Annotated in this window: 16 protein-coding genes and 1 other RNA gene; 10 read left to right on the top strand and 7 right to left on the bottom strand. The window is 66.4% G+C overall.

Features of this window, described 5'->3' with window-relative positions; genetic code table 11:
- Nucleotides 1-89: 89 nt before the first annotated feature.
- Nucleotides 90-1,337 carry a TAXI family TRAP transporter solute-binding subunit gene (locus QX041_RS14780; RefSeq protein WP_315713918.1) on the bottom strand — a complete coding sequence of 416 codons (1,248 nt, stop codon included), beginning with the start codon at nucleotides 1,335-1,337 and terminating at the stop codon, nucleotides 90-92.
- 116 nt (nucleotides 1,338-1,453) lie between these two features.
- Entirely contained in the window at nucleotides 1,454-1,909 is a 456-nt protein-coding gene (locus QX041_RS14775) for a DsrE family protein (RefSeq protein WP_315713919.1), read from the bottom strand.
- Between the two features lie 1,058 nt (nucleotides 1,910-2,967).
- On the opposite strand from QX041_RS14775, the gene ssrS reads away from it, so the two are divergent.
- From ssrS to QX041_RS14760, 3 genes are all read left to right on the top strand, one after another.
- Nucleotides 2,968-3,129: non-coding RNA, 6S RNA (gene ssrS, locus QX041_RS14770), on the top strand.
- A 110-nt stretch (nucleotides 3,130-3,239) separates the two neighbouring features.
- Nucleotides 3,240-3,821 carry a 5-formyltetrahydrofolate cyclo-ligase gene (locus tag QX041_RS14765; protein ID WP_315714372.1) on the top strand — a complete coding sequence of 194 codons (582 nt, stop codon included), beginning with the start codon at nucleotides 3,240-3,242 and terminating at the stop codon, nucleotides 3,819-3,821.
- A gap of 1 nt (nucleotide 3,822) precedes the next feature.
- Nucleotides 3,823-4,647, top strand: a complete 825-nt coding sequence (locus QX041_RS14760; protein WP_315713920.1) for a TIGR00282 family metallophosphoesterase — start codon at nucleotides 3,823-3,825, stop codon at nucleotides 4,645-4,647.
- Nucleotides 4,648-4,656: 9 nt separating this feature from the next.
- On the opposite strand, the gene QX041_RS14755 is transcribed toward QX041_RS14760, so the two are convergent.
- Both QX041_RS14755 and QX041_RS14750 read right to left on the bottom strand, forming a co-directional pair.
- On the bottom strand, nucleotides 4,657-6,087 hold the full coding sequence (locus tag QX041_RS14755; RefSeq protein WP_316165765.1) for a methyl-accepting chemotaxis protein: 1,431 nt from the start codon (nucleotides 6,085-6,087) through the stop codon (nucleotides 4,657-4,659).
- 45 nt (nucleotides 6,088-6,132) lie between these two features.
- Nucleotides 6,133-7,881, bottom strand: coding sequence for a methyl-accepting chemotaxis protein (locus tag QX041_RS14750; protein WP_315713922.1), 1,749 nt, complete (start codon nucleotides 7,879-7,881; stop codon nucleotides 6,133-6,135).
- A 222-nt stretch (nucleotides 7,882-8,103) separates the two neighbouring features.
- Here QX041_RS14750 and QX041_RS14745 point away from each other — a divergent pair, with 222 nt between their 5' ends.
- The 7 genes from QX041_RS14745 (at nucleotide 8,104) to ybgC (ending at nucleotide 13,112) form a co-directional block, all read left to right on the top strand.
- Complete coding sequence (locus QX041_RS14745) at nucleotides 8,104-8,850, top strand: YebC/PmpR family DNA-binding transcriptional regulator (protein ID WP_315713923.1); 747 nt, start codon at nucleotides 8,104-8,106, stop codon at nucleotides 8,848-8,850.
- A 73-nt stretch (nucleotides 8,851-8,923) separates the two neighbouring features.
- On the top strand, nucleotides 8,924-9,451 hold the full coding sequence (gene ruvC / locus QX041_RS14740; protein ID WP_315713924.1) for a crossover junction endodeoxyribonuclease RuvC: 528 nt from the start codon (nucleotides 8,924-8,926) through the stop codon (nucleotides 9,449-9,451).
- Nucleotides 9,448-10,065 (top strand): Holliday junction branch migration protein RuvA, encoded by a 618-nt coding sequence (gene ruvA, locus QX041_RS14735; RefSeq protein ID WP_008961684.1) that lies wholly within the window; start codon nucleotides 9,448-9,450, stop codon nucleotides 10,063-10,065. Before ruvC ends, ruvA begins: the two co-directional genes overlap by 4 nt.
- 46 nt (nucleotides 10,066-10,111) lie before the next feature.
- Nucleotides 10,112-10,531 (top strand): cytidine deaminase, encoded by a 420-nt coding sequence (locus tag QX041_RS14730; protein ID WP_315713925.1) that lies wholly within the window; start codon nucleotides 10,112-10,114, stop codon nucleotides 10,529-10,531.
- The gene (ruvB, locus tag QX041_RS14725) at nucleotides 10,528-11,577 is read left to right on the top strand and encodes a Holliday junction branch migration DNA helicase RuvB (RefSeq protein ID WP_316165764.1); all 1,050 of its coding nucleotides are present in this window, start codon (nucleotides 10,528-10,530) and stop codon (nucleotides 11,575-11,577) included. Before QX041_RS14730 ends, ruvB begins: the two co-directional genes overlap by 4 nt.
- An 84-nt stretch (nucleotides 11,578-11,661) precedes the next feature.
- The gene (locus tag QX041_RS14720) at nucleotides 11,662-12,582 is read left to right on the top strand and encodes a metallophosphoesterase (protein ID WP_315713927.1); all 921 of its coding nucleotides are present in this window, start codon (nucleotides 11,662-11,664) and stop codon (nucleotides 12,580-12,582) included.
- 80 nt (nucleotides 12,583-12,662) lie between these two features.
- Entirely contained in the window at nucleotides 12,663-13,112 is a 450-nt protein-coding gene (gene ybgC / locus QX041_RS14715; RefSeq protein ID WP_316165763.1) for a tol-pal system-associated acyl-CoA thioesterase, read from the top strand.
- A gap of 184 nt (nucleotides 13,113-13,296) precedes the next feature.
- Here ybgC and QX041_RS14710 read toward each other — a convergent pair whose 3' ends face one another.
- From QX041_RS14710 to QX041_RS14700, 3 genes are all read right to left on the bottom strand, one after another.
- On the bottom strand, nucleotides 13,297-15,171 hold the full coding sequence (locus tag QX041_RS14710) for a pyrroloquinoline quinone-dependent dehydrogenase (protein ID WP_315713929.1): 1,875 nt from the start codon (nucleotides 15,169-15,171) through the stop codon (nucleotides 13,297-13,299).
- A gap of 257 nt (nucleotides 15,172-15,428) precedes the next feature.
- Nucleotides 15,429-15,791, bottom strand: a complete 363-nt coding sequence (locus tag QX041_RS14705; RefSeq protein WP_316165761.1) for a hypothetical protein — start codon at nucleotides 15,789-15,791, stop codon at nucleotides 15,429-15,431.
- 258 nt (nucleotides 15,792-16,049) lie between these two features.
- On the bottom strand, nucleotides 16,050-16,376 hold the full coding sequence (locus QX041_RS14700) for a DUF4396 domain-containing protein (RefSeq protein ID WP_316165760.1): 327 nt from the start codon (nucleotides 16,374-16,376) through the stop codon (nucleotides 16,050-16,052).
- Nucleotides 16,377-16,551: the final 175 nt, after the last annotated feature.

Genomic DNA, 16,551 nt, shown 5'->3' with positions numbered 1-16,551 from the left:
CGCAACACGCCAGCGTTAGGGCGAGAATGCAAATGAACTTATGGTCGACAGCCCACCACCTCGCCCGCTGTCATCAGCCCATCGCCTGCTCACTTCTGCCGCTTGCGGCTCCAGTCCAGGAAGGAGCGATACAGCTCCTCCTTCTCCGCCTTCGAGGTCGGCGCCTTGGCCTGCGATTCGAGAAAGGCATCGAAGCGCTCCTGCTGCGAGAGACTGCCGGCCGCGGCGGGCGGCAGGCCGACATTGGCCTCCTTCTTCATCCGCTCCAGCACGGCGTCGACATACGGATAGCGCTGCCAGCCCGGCACCTGGGCCTCGAGATTGAGATCCTTCCAGCCCGGATGGAACGGCGGCTGCTGCAGCCGCGCGAGGTTGGTGAACAGCGTGTCGACGAAGCGGTTGACGCGGTCGGCGCGGTCGCTGCCCGGCTTCCAGTTGTAGACGGCCAGCACCGACGGCACGGCGATGGTTTCCACGGCGGTGTCGGGTGCGACCAGCCCTGGATAGGTGTCGGCCTTGATGCTGGTCGGATAATAGAAGTCCGAGAATTGCTGCGTGTACGGCACCGGCACGAAGTGGAATCCAGGATCCGCCTTCTTGCCGCTGAACAGTTCGCCGGGCTTGGAGGCGACATACACCATCGCGGCGATCTCGCCCTTGTGCAGCTTCTCCAGTGCGACGGGGCCACCGACCGCGACCGGCTCGATGTCGATGCCGAGGCGCCGGAAGATCAGTGGGCCGGTGTGGGCGGCGGCCACGCCCGCCGTGCCCACCGCGACCTTCTGGCCCTTCAGGTCCTGCAGCGACTTGAACTCCTCGCGCGCATAGATGTGCACGTCGGAGATGAAGAAGCGCAGCACGTAGCGGATGCGGTCGTTGATATTGGAAAGGCCGGCCTGCCTGGCATAGAAGTCGAATGCATCGGCATAGGTGATCGCGACGTCGACACCGCGCAGATAGAGCAGGTCGGCGATGTTCGAGGTGGTGCCGCGCGTCACCATCGGGATCAGGCGCATGTTGTCGCCGTCGTCCATGGTCCGCGCCATCTCGCTGGCGAAGCGCACGAAGCCGCCGTCGGGCAGGCCCGCGGCCAGGCCGACGGTCCATTGGTTCATGCGCGTCTTGATGGCGGCTTCGTCCGAGGCGCTCCGTGGCTCGGGGGCGCGGGTCTCGGAGACCCGAGGCTCGACGGCCCGCCGTTCCGACGCGCGCGCAGGCTTGATCGAGAGCGGAGCGGCGGACTGCCCTTGCGCAAGCACCGCGCCGACGGGGGTGAGCAAGGCAGCCGAAAGCGTTGCCAGCGCCAGCAGCGCCGGCCGGGCGAGTACTCTGTGCATGTGACTAGTCCCCGATCGCGTCTGCTCGCCATCCCCCGAGCAGACTGATGACACAGCTCAATCCAAGGTCGTATCTCAATGAGCCCTAAAGCTGGCAGTTTTGGGGCAGAAACTACCTAAGGTTTCAGATAGCTCCAGCCGCTCTCCTGCAGTTCCATCAGCCTCACCGCGCCCGATGGCACCAGGCTCGCTTCGGCGACGATCGCAATCGGATGTCCTTCGCGTTTCTCCATGCCGCGCTTGGTGATGTTGCAGGCGGAGAACTTGATCTTGGCGGGAAAGCTGAGCTCGGCGATCTGCTTGAGCCGGTCCTTCACCGGCGAGGTATCCTCGCGCAGCATGTTCAGCCCGGGTCCATAGGTGACGAGTTCGATCTCGACCTCCTCGCCCTTCTCCTTGAACGTCTCCATGATGTTGGTGGCGTTGTTCAGCGCCAGATTCATGATTGCCGGATCGTTCTGATCGACCTGGATCGAGACGCGATGAATCTTGACGTCGGCGGCGAGGCTCGCAGCAGCCGACGCGATCAGTAGCGCGCAGGCGGCCGTGACGGTTTTGAGATCGAAGCGCATGCCAGGACTCCAATGTACGATACAGGGCATTGGGATGTAGGCATGATCTGCCACAACCTCAGCTCCAAGTCGATGAGCCTGAATCGTGGCAAGACTATGCGCTGCCGACGCGGCGCTGCCGCGGGAGCGCCGTCATCACCACGGCGTCATTGCGAGCGCAGTGGCGAGGCGAAGCAATCCAGGCTGCATCTGCGGAGAGATCCTGAATTGCCTCGGCGCAAGGGCGCGCGAGGCCGGGACGACGGCGGAATGTTGAGCTGGCGGCACGGGAGCAGATGCACGTCGTAAACTGCACGACGGGCAAACCGCGCATGTCGATCATGCGCAGACTGCCCGTCGCGTTACGATGTCGCAGGCCGCATGGCTTGCCGTGTCGGGCAAATCAGGCGGATGCTTCCGCTCGTCCTGCTGCCGCATGAGGGGCGTGTCGCGACCGTCACGAGGCGTTGGCAGTGGGATGCGATGGGCGTGGATTGCCGCAGCGTGAGTTGATCGCGCGGACGAACGGCGATGCACGTACGGTCAAGTCGCGTGGTCCTGACACCCCGATGCTGGTGTCCCGCGCAACGCGCGCAAGCGCGTTGTCGCGCATGGTGGCCAACAAGCCCGGCGCACCAGGGAGATCGCGAAGCAGCCGTTCAAACCGTCGCGCAGGGAAGGCCGGGTGTTTCCGGCTGCACCTGTGGTACCTGCCGCCTGCATTTTTTACGCAGGCGGGCCACGGGCGTCAGCCGACGCCCGGCCTTCCCTGTGCCCTCTGTGTCGAGAGGGCGAGCCAAATGAACAACTCGGACGCCGAGCGCCACGAGGACGCGATGCCATGCCTATTCTGATCTGCTCTGCCGTGTTCGGCCCGGCTCCTACCACCCGACAACTGTCATCGCCCGCGAAAAGCGGGCGATCCGGTACGCCGCGGCCTGTCGGCTCAACCACTGCTGCCTCGGCGTACGGGGGCGCCCGGTCAAGCCGGGCGACGACGCCGAGGTTGGACAACGGCAGCGCGCGTCAATCCGCTTCCACCGCTGGCAAAATCACCCCGCCATGGTTACATTGCGTCAGCGAGGCTGCGACGCGCGTCCGGAACCAACATATCCCCGGGGCCTTATCGATCCTTTAGGGAACTGTCCCTGGCCAGGTCCGTGGACCTGGACATATGGTGCCCACCTACTTTCGTAGGGAACTCCGGGATCGAGCGTTTCAACGGCGATTGCGGCTTCGCGCTTGTCTCTCTCCCTCTGTTCTGTCCCCTTGATTGCCGACCTGCTGCGTTTCTGAGAACGTTGGAGTGCCCGCGTCCGCGAGCTCTTGACGGAGATCCCGCCGCATGCCGATGAAGGCCGTCCAGCACACCAAGCAGCAGCTGCGAGCTGCAGCCCTCGCCGCGCGCGACGCGCTGAGCGACGAGGCGCGCAGCGCCGCCGCGCAGGCCATCGCGGCGCGCGGGCTCCCCTTCGCGCTGGAGCCGGGCCAGGTGGTCTCGGGCTATGCGCCGATTCGCAACGAGCTCGATCCGGTGCCGCTGATGCGCGTGCTGGCGGCGAAGGGTGCGCGGCTGGCACTGCCGGTCATCCTGGCGCGCGGCCATTCGCTCTCCTTCCGGGCGTGGTCGCCGGGTGATCGGCTGACATTGGGCTCGCTCGGTATCCCCGAGCCGTCGCCTGTTGCGGCCGAACTGGTGCCGGACGTGATGCTGGTCCCGCTCGCCGCCTTCGACCGCACCGGCCATCGCATCGGTTACGGTGGCGGCTACTACGACTACACCTTCTCGCACTTGCGTAAATCGCATCACCTCATCGGCGTCGGCCTCGGCTTTGCCGTGCAGGAAACCGAGGCGATCCCGGCCTTGGCCCACGACGCGGCGCTGGATTATGTGCTAACCGAGCGCGAGACCTTGGATTTCCGGAGCAATTGAGTTGCGAATTCTCTTCGTCGGCGACGTCGTCGGCCGGGCCGGCCGCAGCGCCGTCTCGGACCACCTGCCAGGCCTGATCCGCGATTGGGCGCTCGATCTCGTCATCGTCAATGGTGAGAACGCGGCCGGCGGATTCGGCATCACCGAGGCGATCTATCAGGAGCTGGTCGACGCCGGCGCCGACGCGGTCACGCTCGGCAACCACTCCTGGGACCAGCGCGAGGCGCTGGTGTTCATCGAGCGCGCACCGCGCCTGGTGCGCCCTGCGAATTATCCGGCGGGCACGCCCGGCCGTGGCGCGGCGCTGGTCGACGCCAAGAACGGCGCCCGCGCGCTGGTGGTCAACGTGCTCGGGCGCGTGTTCATGACGCCGTTCGACGACCCGTTCGCGGCTGTCGGCCGCGAGCTCGGCGCCTGCCCGCTGCGCGAGGCGGCGGATGCGATCGTGGTCGACGTGCATTGCGAGGCCTCCAGCGAGAAGCAGGGCCTGGGCTATTTCTGCGACGGCCGCGCCAGCCTCGTCGTCGGCACCCATACGCATGTGCCAACGGCCGATCACCAGATCCTGCCCGGCGGCACCGCCTACATGACCGATGCCGGCATGACCGGCGATTACGACTCCATCATCGGCATGCAGAAGGACGAGCCGCTGCGCCGCTTCCAGTCGGGCATCCCGTCGGCGCGCTTCGAGCCGGCCTCCGGCGAGGCGACGTTGAGCGGCGTGGCGGTCGAGACCGACAACGGCACCGGGCTTGCGATCAAGATCGCGCCGGTGCGCATCGGCGGCCGGCTGTCGCCGGCGAAGCCTTCGTTCTGGGGAGGATGAGAGCCTGGATCAGGCCTTGAGCCGAAAACCCATCCGGAACGCGCCCCAATGCCGGCCCTTGATGAAGATCGGCGCCGAGAGGTCCTTCATCAGCACGAACTGCCCGCCGCCCATGTCGCGGCGGTAGGTCTGCAGCAGAAACGGCTTGTTGCTGGCGGCGGCGACCTTCTTCACCGCGCGGTCCTCGAACAGCCGGCGGTTGCGGCAGTTGGCGTTGTTCCAGACCGGATCGGGCCCCTGCGGCTTGCGGTAGTTCGGATTGTGCGTCGGCAGGTAGCCGCCGCGCGCCCAGGCGACGCAGAACACGATGCGCGGATCGCTGCCCTGGATCGGGTCCTGGATCGCCGGCAGGACGCGGTCGGTGAATTCGACGTAGCGCGTCATGTACTGCTTGGGATTGGTGCCGGGGATCTCGCGATAGCTCTCGTCCATCAGGTCGGCGAGCGTGATCTCGCCGTGGTCGATCGCCGTTTCGAAGGTCGCTGAGATCTGCCGGGCGGTGTCGACGACGGTCTTGATCAGCGGCGCGTCCGCGGTCTGTACGCCGCTCTCGGCGATCAGCCCGATCAGCGCCTCGGAATGATCGAGCAGCTTGGCGATCCGGCTGTCGGCCTGTTTGAGCTCGACCGAGGACTGGTCGACGCCCTTGGCGAGCTCGTTGAGCTCGCTGATCACGGCGTCGCAATGCGCGAGGTTGGAGGTCGCGGCCTTCGCCACGCCGTCGATCTCCTGGCCGACGCTGGTGAAGCCGTCCTGGACGCGGACGATGATGCCGCCGATCTGCTGGGCGCCTTCACCCGCGGTCTTGGCGCGGGAGGAGGCCTGGCCGCTCTCGCCGAGCAGGCTCTTCACCTGCGAGTCGAGCCCGCGCAGGGTATCGCCGATCTCCTGGGTGGCCTGCCGCGTCGCCTCGGCGAGCGACTTCACCTCGCTTGCGACGACAGCGAAGCCCCGGCCGGCGCTGCCGGCACGGGCCGCCTCGATGGTTGCGTTCAGCGCCAGCAGGTTGGTCTGCTTGGCGATCGCCTCGATCGCGACCGAGACCTTGGCGACCTGCGACAGCGCATCGCCGACCGAGCCGAGCCGCTGCTCGATGCGCTCGACGGACTCGACCAATTCGGCGATGTGCCGCACCGCGGTGTCGACCACGTTGCGCGACTGGGCGATGTCGCCGACCGCGGCGGTCGTGGCCGATTGCACCGCCTGCGAGGCGGTGGCGATGTCGTGATTGGCCGCGACCATGGTCTTGGCGGTGGCCTGGAGATGCCCGAACCGCTGCGACTGGTAGCTGACGCGGTTGGCGACCTCCTGGACGTTGCCGGCGACATCGGCGAGCTCGACGCCGAGACCGCCGATGCGGTCGGCGATCTCGTCCATCAGCCGTTCGGCGCCGGTGCGCGCGTCGTGACTTTCCAGAATGGCGCGTTGCGCGACCGACATGTCCAGACTCCCGGGCTTGAAAGGATCAGAAAATCACGGCTTGGCTCACAATTTGTAGGCGGTGCGGAAGCCGCCCCAGTGCCGGCCGCGAACCCGGATCGGCACGTCGATTTCGCGCATCATGATGGTGTTGCCGTTGCCCATGTCGCGCGCGTAGCTCTGGATCAGATAGGGCCGCTGGTTGCGGCCTGCCGCGAGCCCGGCCGGATCGTTGAAGATGCGGCGGTTGCGGCTGTTGGCGGTGTTGAAGGCCGTATCGCCCGGCCGCTGCGGATGCGAATAGATCCGGTTGTGCACCGGCAGATAGCCGTTGCGGTCGATCGCGACGCAGAACGCCATGCGCTGGTCCTTGGCGAGGAAGGCCTCCTGGAACGACGGCAGCACGCGCTCGGCCCAGTCGAGGATCCGGCTGCGGTGCTGCTGCGGATTGGTGCCGGGGATCTCGACATAGTTGGTATCGAACATGTCCTCGAGCGTGATCTCGCCGCGCGCAACGGCGCTCTCGAACATCCGGTTCAGCTCGGTGCCGGCTTCCATGGCGCGGGTGACGAACTCGTTGTTCTCCTCATGCAGCGCCCAGAGCTTGTCCTCGATCTTCTCGCGCAGCTCGGCGCTTGGCGCATCGAACCGCGCCTGGGCGCCGGCCTTGACCTGCTCGGTGACGCGCAGGCGGCACGGACCGACGTCCTCCAGCACGGCGTCGAGACGCTCGTTCACGGGCAGGCGGCTCGCATCCGGGCCGGTGATCAGAAGGCCGTCGTTGGAAATCTCATAGACCGGCGCACCGATCGTGCGTGCGCCCGACTTGATCTCGAGCTTGAGGTGACAGGGCAGACGCTCGCTGCCGCTGCGCACGGGCCGATCGCCCTGCCGCAGCAGCACGGCGCAGCGCGCCTTCAGCTTCTGGGCGTACATGGTCACGGCGCGGCCGGCGTTCGTGACGCGCTCGCCATAGCTCTCGGCCTGCTGGGTGGCGTTGCTGATGTCTGCGGCGCTGTCGACCACCGAGGATATGAACTGCGAGGCCTGGGCCGCATTGTTCGACATCTCGCCGGTGGTCTGGTTCTGCTCGGCGACGGCGCCGTTGACGTTGGTGAAGACGGGGCGGATCGCCTCGATCGCCTGGGAGATGCGGTGGACGGCCTCGGCCGAGCCGGCGGCGTCCTTCTGCAGTGCCTCGATCTTGCGGGTGATCTCCTCGGTCGCGTTCTGGGTCTGGACGGCAAGCGCCTTGACCTCGGTGGCCACCACCGCGAAGCCGCGGCCGGCCTCGCCGGCGCGGGCGGCCTCGATGGTCGAGTTGAGCGCGAGCAAGGTGGTCTGGCGCGCGATCTGGGAGATCAGGTTGACGACGTTGCCGATCGCCGCCGAGGATTCGCGCAGGCGGTCGACGTTGGCCCGGGCTTCCGAGGCGGCGGCGCTGGCCTGGTCGGCGAGCTGGCCGGCGTCCTGGACCTGGGCACGGATACCGTGGGCGGACTGGGTCACCTTCTCTGCGGCGTGGGCGAACGTCGCCGCCGTTCCTTGCGCGGTGCTGCTGCGTCCGCTCAGCGCATCGGCGCGCTGGCGAATGTCCGTCAGCGTCCCCGCCGTCGCCTCGGCGCCGCTGGCGACCGCATCGGCGGCGCGCTCCAGCTGGCGAATCATGCCGCCGAGTTCCAGCTCCAGCAGGTCGAGGATGGCCTTGGCCGAATCGGCATCCGACGACGCCAGCGGCTCCGGCGCGGCCACCGGCTTCGGTTCGGCCACCGGCTCGGGCGCAGAGGCTCGTCTTGCAAAGAAACCAAACGCCATGGGGTAGGCCCCGGTGCGGGTGAAAAGGTGCAGAGGGGCGGCATCGTTGCACTTGACTGTGAAGCCATGGTTAACATTTGGCTTATGGTGCGGGGCAGCCAACTGGCTCTCCGAGGAGGGGGCAGCCACCCTGAAACTACCTCAAATCTTTGATTTTGACGATTCCCGGCCTATAAGGCCGCGCTTCCCCACCTGATCCCCTACGATTGCAAGAGACCTCGCATGGCCGGCCATTCCCAATTCAAGAACATCATGCATCGCAAGGGCCGGCAGGATGCGATGAAGTCCAAGCTGTTCGGCAAGCTGGCGCGCGAAATTACCGTCGCCGCCAAGCTCGGCACGCCCGATCCGGCGATGAACCCGCGGCTGCGCGCCGCCGTGGTCGCCGCCCGGGCCGAGAACATGCCCAAGGACAACATCGAGCGGGCCATCAAGAAGGCGCTCGGCGGCGAGGGCGACAACTATGCCGAGATCCGCTACGAGGGCTACGGCCCGGGCGGCGTCGCCGTCATCGTCGAGGCGCTGACCGACAACCGCAACCGCGCCGCGTCCGACATCCGCTCCTTCTTCACCAAATCAGGCGGCAACCTCGGCGAGACCGGCTCGGTCTCGTTCATGTTCGACCGCGTCGGCATCATCGAATTCGACCGCAGCGTCGCCTCCGACGATGCCGTGCTGGACGCCGCGATCGAGGCCGGCGCCGACGATGTGATCTCGGGCGAGGGCGGCCACGAGGTCTATGCCTCGCCGGACAGTTTCCATGAAGTCGCCAAGAACCTCGAAGCCAAGTTCGGCGAGCCGCGCAAGGCGGCGCTGACCTGGAAGCCGCAGAACACGGTGGCCGTCGACGACGAGACCGGCGAGAAGCTGCTGAAGCTGATGGACCTCCTGAACGAACACGACGACGTCCAGAACGTCTACGCCAATTTCGAAATCTCGGACGCCCTGATGGCGAAGATGAGCGGTTGACGGACGCTCAACCACGTCGTTCGTGCGTTCCGTTTATGTTTCCATCGGTGCGGCGCGAGGCTATCTCTAATCCATGAAAGCCCAGCCGATTCGCGCAGCAATCCGCATCATCGGGATCGATCCCGGCCTCCGCCGCACCGGCTGGGGCGTGATCGAGAGCGAGGGCAACCGGCTGATCTATGTCGGTTGCGGCTCGGTCGAGCCGCCCGATGATCTGCCGCTGGCGAGCCGGCTGCTGGCGATCCATGAGGGGCTATCGGCGGTGCTCGGCCGGTTCGCGCCGATGGAAGCCGCGGTCGAGCAGACCTTCGTCAACAAGGACGGCGTCGCCACCCTGAAGCTCGGCCAGGCCCGCGGCATCGCCATGCTGGCGCCGGCGATGTTCGGAATTTCGGTCGCCGAATACGCCCCCAACCAGGTCAAGAAGACCGTGGTCGGCGCCGGTCATGCCGACAAGGGCCAGATCGCGGTGATGCTGAAGATCCTGCTGCCGAAGGCCGAGCCGCCGTCGGCCGACGCGGCGGACGCGCTCGCCATCGCCATCACCCACGCCCATCACCGCCAGGGCCAGGCGCTGCGCATGAAGGTGGCCGGGCTATGATCGGCAAGCTGAAGGGGCTGATCGATTCCTACGCGGAGGATTTCGTCATCCTCGACGTCGGCGGCGTCGGCTACCAGGTGCACTGCTCGGCGCGGACGCTGCAGGCCTTGCCGTCGCCCGGTGAAGCCGCCACATTGTCGATCGAGACCTATGTGCGCGAGGACCAGATCAAGCTGTTCGGTTTTCGCTCGGATGTCGAACGGGAATGGTTTCGCCTTTTGCAGACGGTGCAGGGCGTCGGCGCCAAGGTCGCCCTCGCGGTCCTAGGCACTCTGCCGCCGGCGGACCTCGCCAATGCGATCGCGCTGCGCGACAAGGCCGCGGTGGCGCGCACGCCGGGCGTCGGCCCCAAGGTCGCCGAGCGCATCGTCACCGAGCTGAAGGACAAGGCGCCGGCGTTCGCCGATGTCGATCCCGGTGTCGTCAGGCTGTCCGGCGCCATCGAAGAATCCCGCGCGCCGCAGCCGATCGCGGACGCGATCTCCGCGCTCATCAATCTCGGCTATGGCCAGCCGCAGGCGGCTGCCGCCATTGCCGCCGCGTCACGCGCGGCCGGCGACAAGGCCGAGACCGCGCAACTCATTCGCCTCGGCCTCAAGGAGCTGGCGAAATAGGCTATCGTCGCCCGGCCGGGCGAGCAGAAGGACATCCGTTTCCCCCATGGTGAGCAAGAAGGACAAGGAGCTGATCGAGGCGGCCGCATCAGCGGTCAAGAGCCGCTATCGCAACGATTGGCAGGAGGTCGGCGCCGCCATGCGCACGCGCGACGGCCGCATCATCACTGGCGTCAACATCGATGCCTATCTCGGCCGCAACGCTGTCTGCGCCGAGGCCATCGCGATCGGCCGCGCCATCACCGAGTTTGGCGACCACGGCATCGAGACCATCGTTGCCGTGCGCCATCCCAAGCCCGGCGAGCCCGGCGAGGTCGCCGTGGTCTCGCCCTGCGGCACCTGCCGCGAGCTGATCCACGACTATGATGCCAAGGCGCGCGTCATCGTGCCGTCGAACGGCAAGGGGCCTGCGGCGGTGACCATCGGCGAATTGCTGCCGAACAAATACAGGCGCGGCAACGAATGAAGCCGCCGGCGCGCATGGTCAGTCCGGAGCGGCGCTCCGACGATGTCGGCGACACTGCGCTGCGTCCGCAGCAGCTGTCGGAGTTCGTCGGCCAGCAGCAGGCGCGCGCCAACCTCTCGATCTTCATCGAGGCGGCGCGCAAGCGCGGCGAGGCGCTCGACCATGTGCTGTTCGTCGGTCCGCCCGGACTTGGCAAGACGACGCTGGCGCAGATCGTGGCGCGTGAGCTCGGCGTCGGCTTCCGCGCCACCTCGGGCCCGGTCATCGCCAAGGCCGGCGATCTCGCCGCGCTGCTGACCAATCTCGAAGAGCGCGACGTGCTGTTCATCGACGAGATCCATCGTCTCAGCCCGGCGGTCGAGGAGGTCCTTTATCCGGCGATGGAGGATTTCCAGCTCGATCTCATCATCGGCGAAGGCCCCGCGGCCCGCTCGGTCAAGATCGACCTGTCGAAGTTCACGCTGGTCGGCGCGACGACGCGCGCAGGCCTGCTGACCAATCCGTTGCGTGACCGGTTCGGCATTCCGATCCGACTGAACTTCTACACGGTGGAGGAGCTCGAAGGCATCGTCACGCGCGGTGCCCGCGTGCTCGGGGTCGGCATGACCGCCGACGGCGCCAACGAGATCGCGCGGCGCGCCCGCGGCACGCCACGGATCGCCGGCCGCCTGCTGCGCCGCGTGCGCGACTTCGCGTCGGCCGCCAACGCCAGTGCGATCGATCGTGCCATCGCCGATCACGCGCTGAGCGCGCTCGAAGTGGATGCCGCCGGGCTGGACGCGATGGACCGGCGCTATCTCTCGACCATCGCGCTGAACTACGGCGGCGGGCCGGTCGGCGTCGAGACCATGGCGGCAGCGCTGTCGGAGCCGCGCGATGCGATCGAGGACATCATCGAGCCGTATCTGATCCAATGCGGCTATCTGCAGCGTACGCCGCGCGGCCGGCTGCTGACGTCGCACGCGTTCAGGCATCTCGGCATGGCCGAGCCCTCGAACCGCGATCCCGGCCAGTTCGGTCTGTTCGGCAGCGAGGACGATGATTAACGAAACTGCTGACAATCTGCACAGACGCACCCGAAATCGGTTGCAATGATCGGGGAGAAGGGAGCCGCTGCGAGGAGTTTATCGATGCTGTCACGCCGTCGCTTTCTGTCATTCTCAGGCGGTCTTGCCGCCACCGGTTTTTCGACCGCGACCTACGGCGTCGGCGTCGAGCCGCTCCGCTTGGGCGTCACCGACTATCACATCCATCCACGCAACTGGCCGGCTGGGCTAAGACTGAAGATCGCGGCCATCGCCGACATCCATGCCTGCGATCCCTGGATGTCGCTCGCTCATATCGACGGGATCGTCCAGCGAACCAACGCGCTGCAGCCGGATCTGATCGTTCTGCTCGGCGACTACGTCGCCGGTCATCGTCATCACATCGGACGCATCGACGCCGATGCCTGGGCGCCGGTGCTCGGCGGCCTGAAGGCGCCGTTGGGCGTGCACGCCATCCTGGGCAATCATGATTATTGGGATGATCGAACCGTGCAGCGCGACGGCCGCGGCGCGCCGTATGCCCAGAAGGCGCTCGAGGCCGCCGGCATTCCCGTCTACGAGAACGACGTCGTGCGTCTCACCAAGAATGGCCATGCCTTCTGGCTTGCCGGCCTCGGCGATCAGTTGGCCTACATGCCAGCGCGGCGCTTCCGGCCGATGCCGCGGATCGGCATCGATGATCTCGCAGCGACGCTGCGCAAGGTGACGGACAGCGCCCCGGTAATTCTGCTGGCGCACGAGCCTGACGTCGCGCTCCGGGTGCCGCCGCGCGTGGCGCTGCAGTTGTCGGGGCATACGCATGGCGGCCAGATCCGCGTGCTCGGCTGGTCGCCGGCCGTTCCCGCGCGCAATGGCGTCAATCTGGCCTATGGCCACATCCGCACCCAATGCGACGTGATCGTCTCCGGCGGCCTCGGCTGCAGCATCATGCCAGTCCGGATCGGCATGCCGCCGGAGATCGTGCTGGTCAACGTCGGCAGGGAACCCGTCGAGGTGACGTCCTAGCCGGCTCGTGCTGGCCTGCTCTTGCGTTGGCCGTTGAACTGGGCGAAACGATCGCCATTTCCGGCTATCGAGGGCTTCCCTTGACCCAACGACATCTCGACGGCGCGATCCGCGACGGCCGCCACCACATGCAGGTGCGGGTCTACTACGAGGACACGGATTTCTCCGGAATCGTCTATCACGCCAACTACCTCCGCTTCATGGAGCGCGGCCGCACCAATCATCTGCGGCTGATGGGCGCCGAGCAGCACGCGCTGTTCGCGGAGGCGGCAAGCGAGGCCCCGGGCTTCGCCTTCGTGGTGCGCTCGATGACGCTCGACTTCCTGCGGCCGGCCCGTATGGACGACGTGCTCGACGTCGTCACCTGGCCCGTGGCGGTGAAGGGCGCGTCGATCACGCTGGCGCAGGAGGTCAGGCGCGGCGAGGAGGTGCTCGTCAAGGCCGACGTGAGAGTTGCGTTCGTCAGCGGCGGCAGGGCGCAGCCCATACCGAAAGCGCTGCGCGACCTGATGAAGGCGGACCTCGCCTAAAGACGTCCTAACGGTGGGCGGGCGGAGGGATGAGGATGCGCCCGCCGGCGATCGCGACCTCGCCGCGGTCCAGTCGGCCGCGCCATTTGCGCAGCGAATGCGACGGCAGCTGTATCGCCGCGGCGTAGGCACGGAAGCCATTCCGCTCCGGTTCAGCGCAAGCCAGCTGGCGAGCACCGCCGCACTACGGTAGAGCGTAGACGGCGACCTGATCGCCGACCTGGTCCTTGAGGATCGTGTTGCCGCCCGCGATGAAGGCGACGTATTCGCGGCCCTTGTACTCATAGACGGCGGGATTGGCGACCGCGGGGGCCTGGACGATGTCGGACCAGAGCTCCTTGCCGTCGGCCAGCGCGTAGGCCCGCACCTTGGCGTCCATCGAGGCTCCGATGAAGATCACGCCTCCGGCCGTAACCGCCGGGCCGCCGATCGTCACCGATCCCATCGACTCCGGCATGTAGAAGCCCCACTTCTGGGAGGCGCCGATGGGACGGCGCCATTTGATGTCACCGGTGGTCATGTCGATGGCGGCGATCTCGCCGAATGGCGGCTTCCAGCAGGGCATGCCGAGCCAGTTCAGCGCGTTGTCGAGTGACATGCCGTATGGCGCACCCTCTTGAGGATAGAAGCCTTGCTCGTTGCCCGAGCCGGCTGCGCGCTGCTCATATTCTTTCCGGGGGTAGAGCTTGATGGATTGCACCACGTGCGAGAAGTTGACGATCGCGGTCTTGCCGCGCGGATCGAAGGCTACGCCGCCCCATTGCACGCCGCCGGCCGAGTCGGGATAGGCGAGCACGCCGCTGTCCTTGTGAGTCGGCGGCGAGTACATGCCGGCGTAATTGAGGCTCTTCCAGAGCCTCGAGCATTGGCCGAGCCCGAGGGCGTCGGCGACCCACCAGATGGGAGGCTTCTTCGACTGGTCGAGCAGCGGCGCCGGCCTGATCGGAAACGGCTGCGTCGGCGCGTAGATTTCGCCCTGGATCGAGCCGTCGCCACCAGGCACCTTGCGCTCCTCGATCGGCCAGACGTCCTTGCCAGTGCGTCGGTCGACGACGAAGAGGAACCCCATCTTGGTTGCCTGCATCAGCGCTGGGATCTGCTTCCCATCGACGGTGATGTCCATCAACGTCGGCGCGGAGTTGATGTCGTAGTCCCAGATGTCATGGTGCACCCACTGGCGAGACCAAACGACCTCGCCGGTTTCGAGGTTGAGGGCCGTTGTCGATGTGGCCAACGGGATCGGCTCGGTGCGGTTGCCGCCCCAGTAGTTCGGGGAGGGGCTGGAGACCGGGAGATAGACCAATCCAAGTCCCTCGTCGACCGACATGCCCGTCCACACATTGGCGGTGCCGGTGCGGGACGCGATCTTCGGCGGCAGCGTAGCGAAGGACCATTGTCGCTTGCCCGTTTGCGGATCGAGCGAGAATACGGTGCCGGGCGGTGCTTCAGCATAGGCCCAGTCCTTGCCGGCCCAGCCCAGGATCACGTGATTGCCCGCGACCGTCGGCGGCTGAAGCAACGAAAGCGGATATTTGTTGTTCACGTCGTTCCACTGATCGACGTTGAGGACGCCGCCGTTCGCGAAATCACGACAGAGCTTGCCAGTATCCGCGTCCATGGCAAAGAGCTGCGCGTCCATGGTGCCGAGATAGACGATCTTCTGGCACGGCTGGCCCGCGACGGGATTCGCTGCCTCCCAATAGGCGACCCCGCGGTTCTTCAGCGCCGGCTGGGTCAAGGCCTTGAGCGTCGATTTGGAGTCGAAGGTCCATTTGACCTTTCCGGTCGCGGGCTCCAGCGCAACAACGCGATAGAACGGCGTGCCGATGTAGAGCGTGTCATTGGCAAAGATCGGCGTGGCGGACCAGACGCTGGTCGGCAGCTTGCCCGACCCATCCGAAACGTCGCCGGTGTGATACTCCCACACCTTTACCAGCGATCGGACATTGTCGGCTGTGATCTGGGTCAGGGGAGAGTACTTCTGGGCATTGAGCTGACCGTGAAACGTATTCCAGACGGCATGGGTCGGGACGAGCGGGATCGGCTTCGGCGTGGGCAAGCTGCCGGACGGCAGCTGAGCGCCTGCGTCGGCAGCTCCCGATTGCTCGTTGCCCGGTGCTGACGATGCGCGACCGGCATTGCTGTGGGGCTGCTCCGAGCCAGTGCTCGAAGGCCCATGCTGCTCTGGGCCTGGAATGCTTCCGGGGGTGGCAGCCGGATGAGCAGTGTCGTTCTGTGCAATCGCCGGCGGCAGCGCGACCATGACCGCCAGCGTGAGCGCCGCAAATGGGGCGCTACGGCAGAATGAACGGATTCTCATGCCACGGCTCTTCTTGGCTGGGGTGGGGCGGCAAGCGTCACAATCAATCCGACGAGTGCGACGACCGTGGCCGCCGCCAGCCACCACGCATGCAGAAAGCAGGCGGCGGTTATTGTGCCGAGCGCGCCGAGCAGCCCGAGGGACCAGAACACCCAGAAGAGCCACCCGCTTCGACCAAACCACAGGACGAAGGCGTCGAAGACGAGTGCCAGACTGGATCCGATGACGAGCAACGCGCCCGGGGCGCCAGTGACCCCGGTCAAAGGAGCTAGGTAGTCGTAGAGGCCGAGCAGCGTGCCGGCGGCGGCTGCCACGAGGATGATGATCGGGCCGAGCGGCCTCTGCTCAAATGAGGTCAAGTCAACGCTCCAAGATTCATGGCCGACGAGCGCGGGGCAGCGGCGGTGATTCAACGGACGAGAAAAGAATGTCTCGTCGAAGCAGGGGTTCCACGCGCCGCATCCGTACCCGTTCGGGGCCGAGAAGGGCCCCCATCCGGTTTGCCAACCCAATTCCTCGGCGCATGGCGGACTATCTCTGGCACTGTCGGTATAGCGGGGGGCGTGAGACAATCCGCAGCTCCATACCAAACGGGCCTCGATCGGCCGCGGAGGTCGCTACTTCTTCTCCTTCGAGCCCCGAGTCAGAAGCCACCAGTTCGCCGGGTGGGAAGGAACCCAGGAGCACGGAACTCCGGGCTCCTGACCTTCACGAGCCGTAGACCTCCAGTCGCGTGCCGAGCACGTGTCGGAGGCCGTGGAAATGGCAAGTGTGACGCCGTGCATTCCGACCTGCCAAGACGCGATCGAAATCGTATCGGCCTTGGCGGCCGCGATAAGCCCCTGGCCGAGCGACAGACCTCGCATCGGCGCAATCGTGAAATACCGGAAACGGCGTCCGAACCCGTAAGCGCGCAAAAAGTCGATGATCCAGACGGCGAGCATCTTCTCCGAGAATAGGCTTTTTCAGCCGAAGGCGGCTGCGACGAGGGACGTGGGGGCCAACGTCGCAGCCTTTGGCATGCTCGCAGTGATTGCCGCGCTCCCTCGCGTCGCGCTGAGTCATATGGGCTTGATCCGAGTTGCCTAGCGATCCCGTCCCGCACCGTCCTCCGCGGAG

This window comes from Bradyrhizobium sp. SZCCHNRI2009, assembly GCF_032485115.1.
Lineage (GTDB): Bacteria > Pseudomonadota > Alphaproteobacteria > Rhizobiales > Xanthobacteraceae > Bradyrhizobium.
The sequence above is the reverse complement of the archived record's forward strand: the minus strand, read 5'-3'. Positions and strand labels throughout refer to the sequence as shown.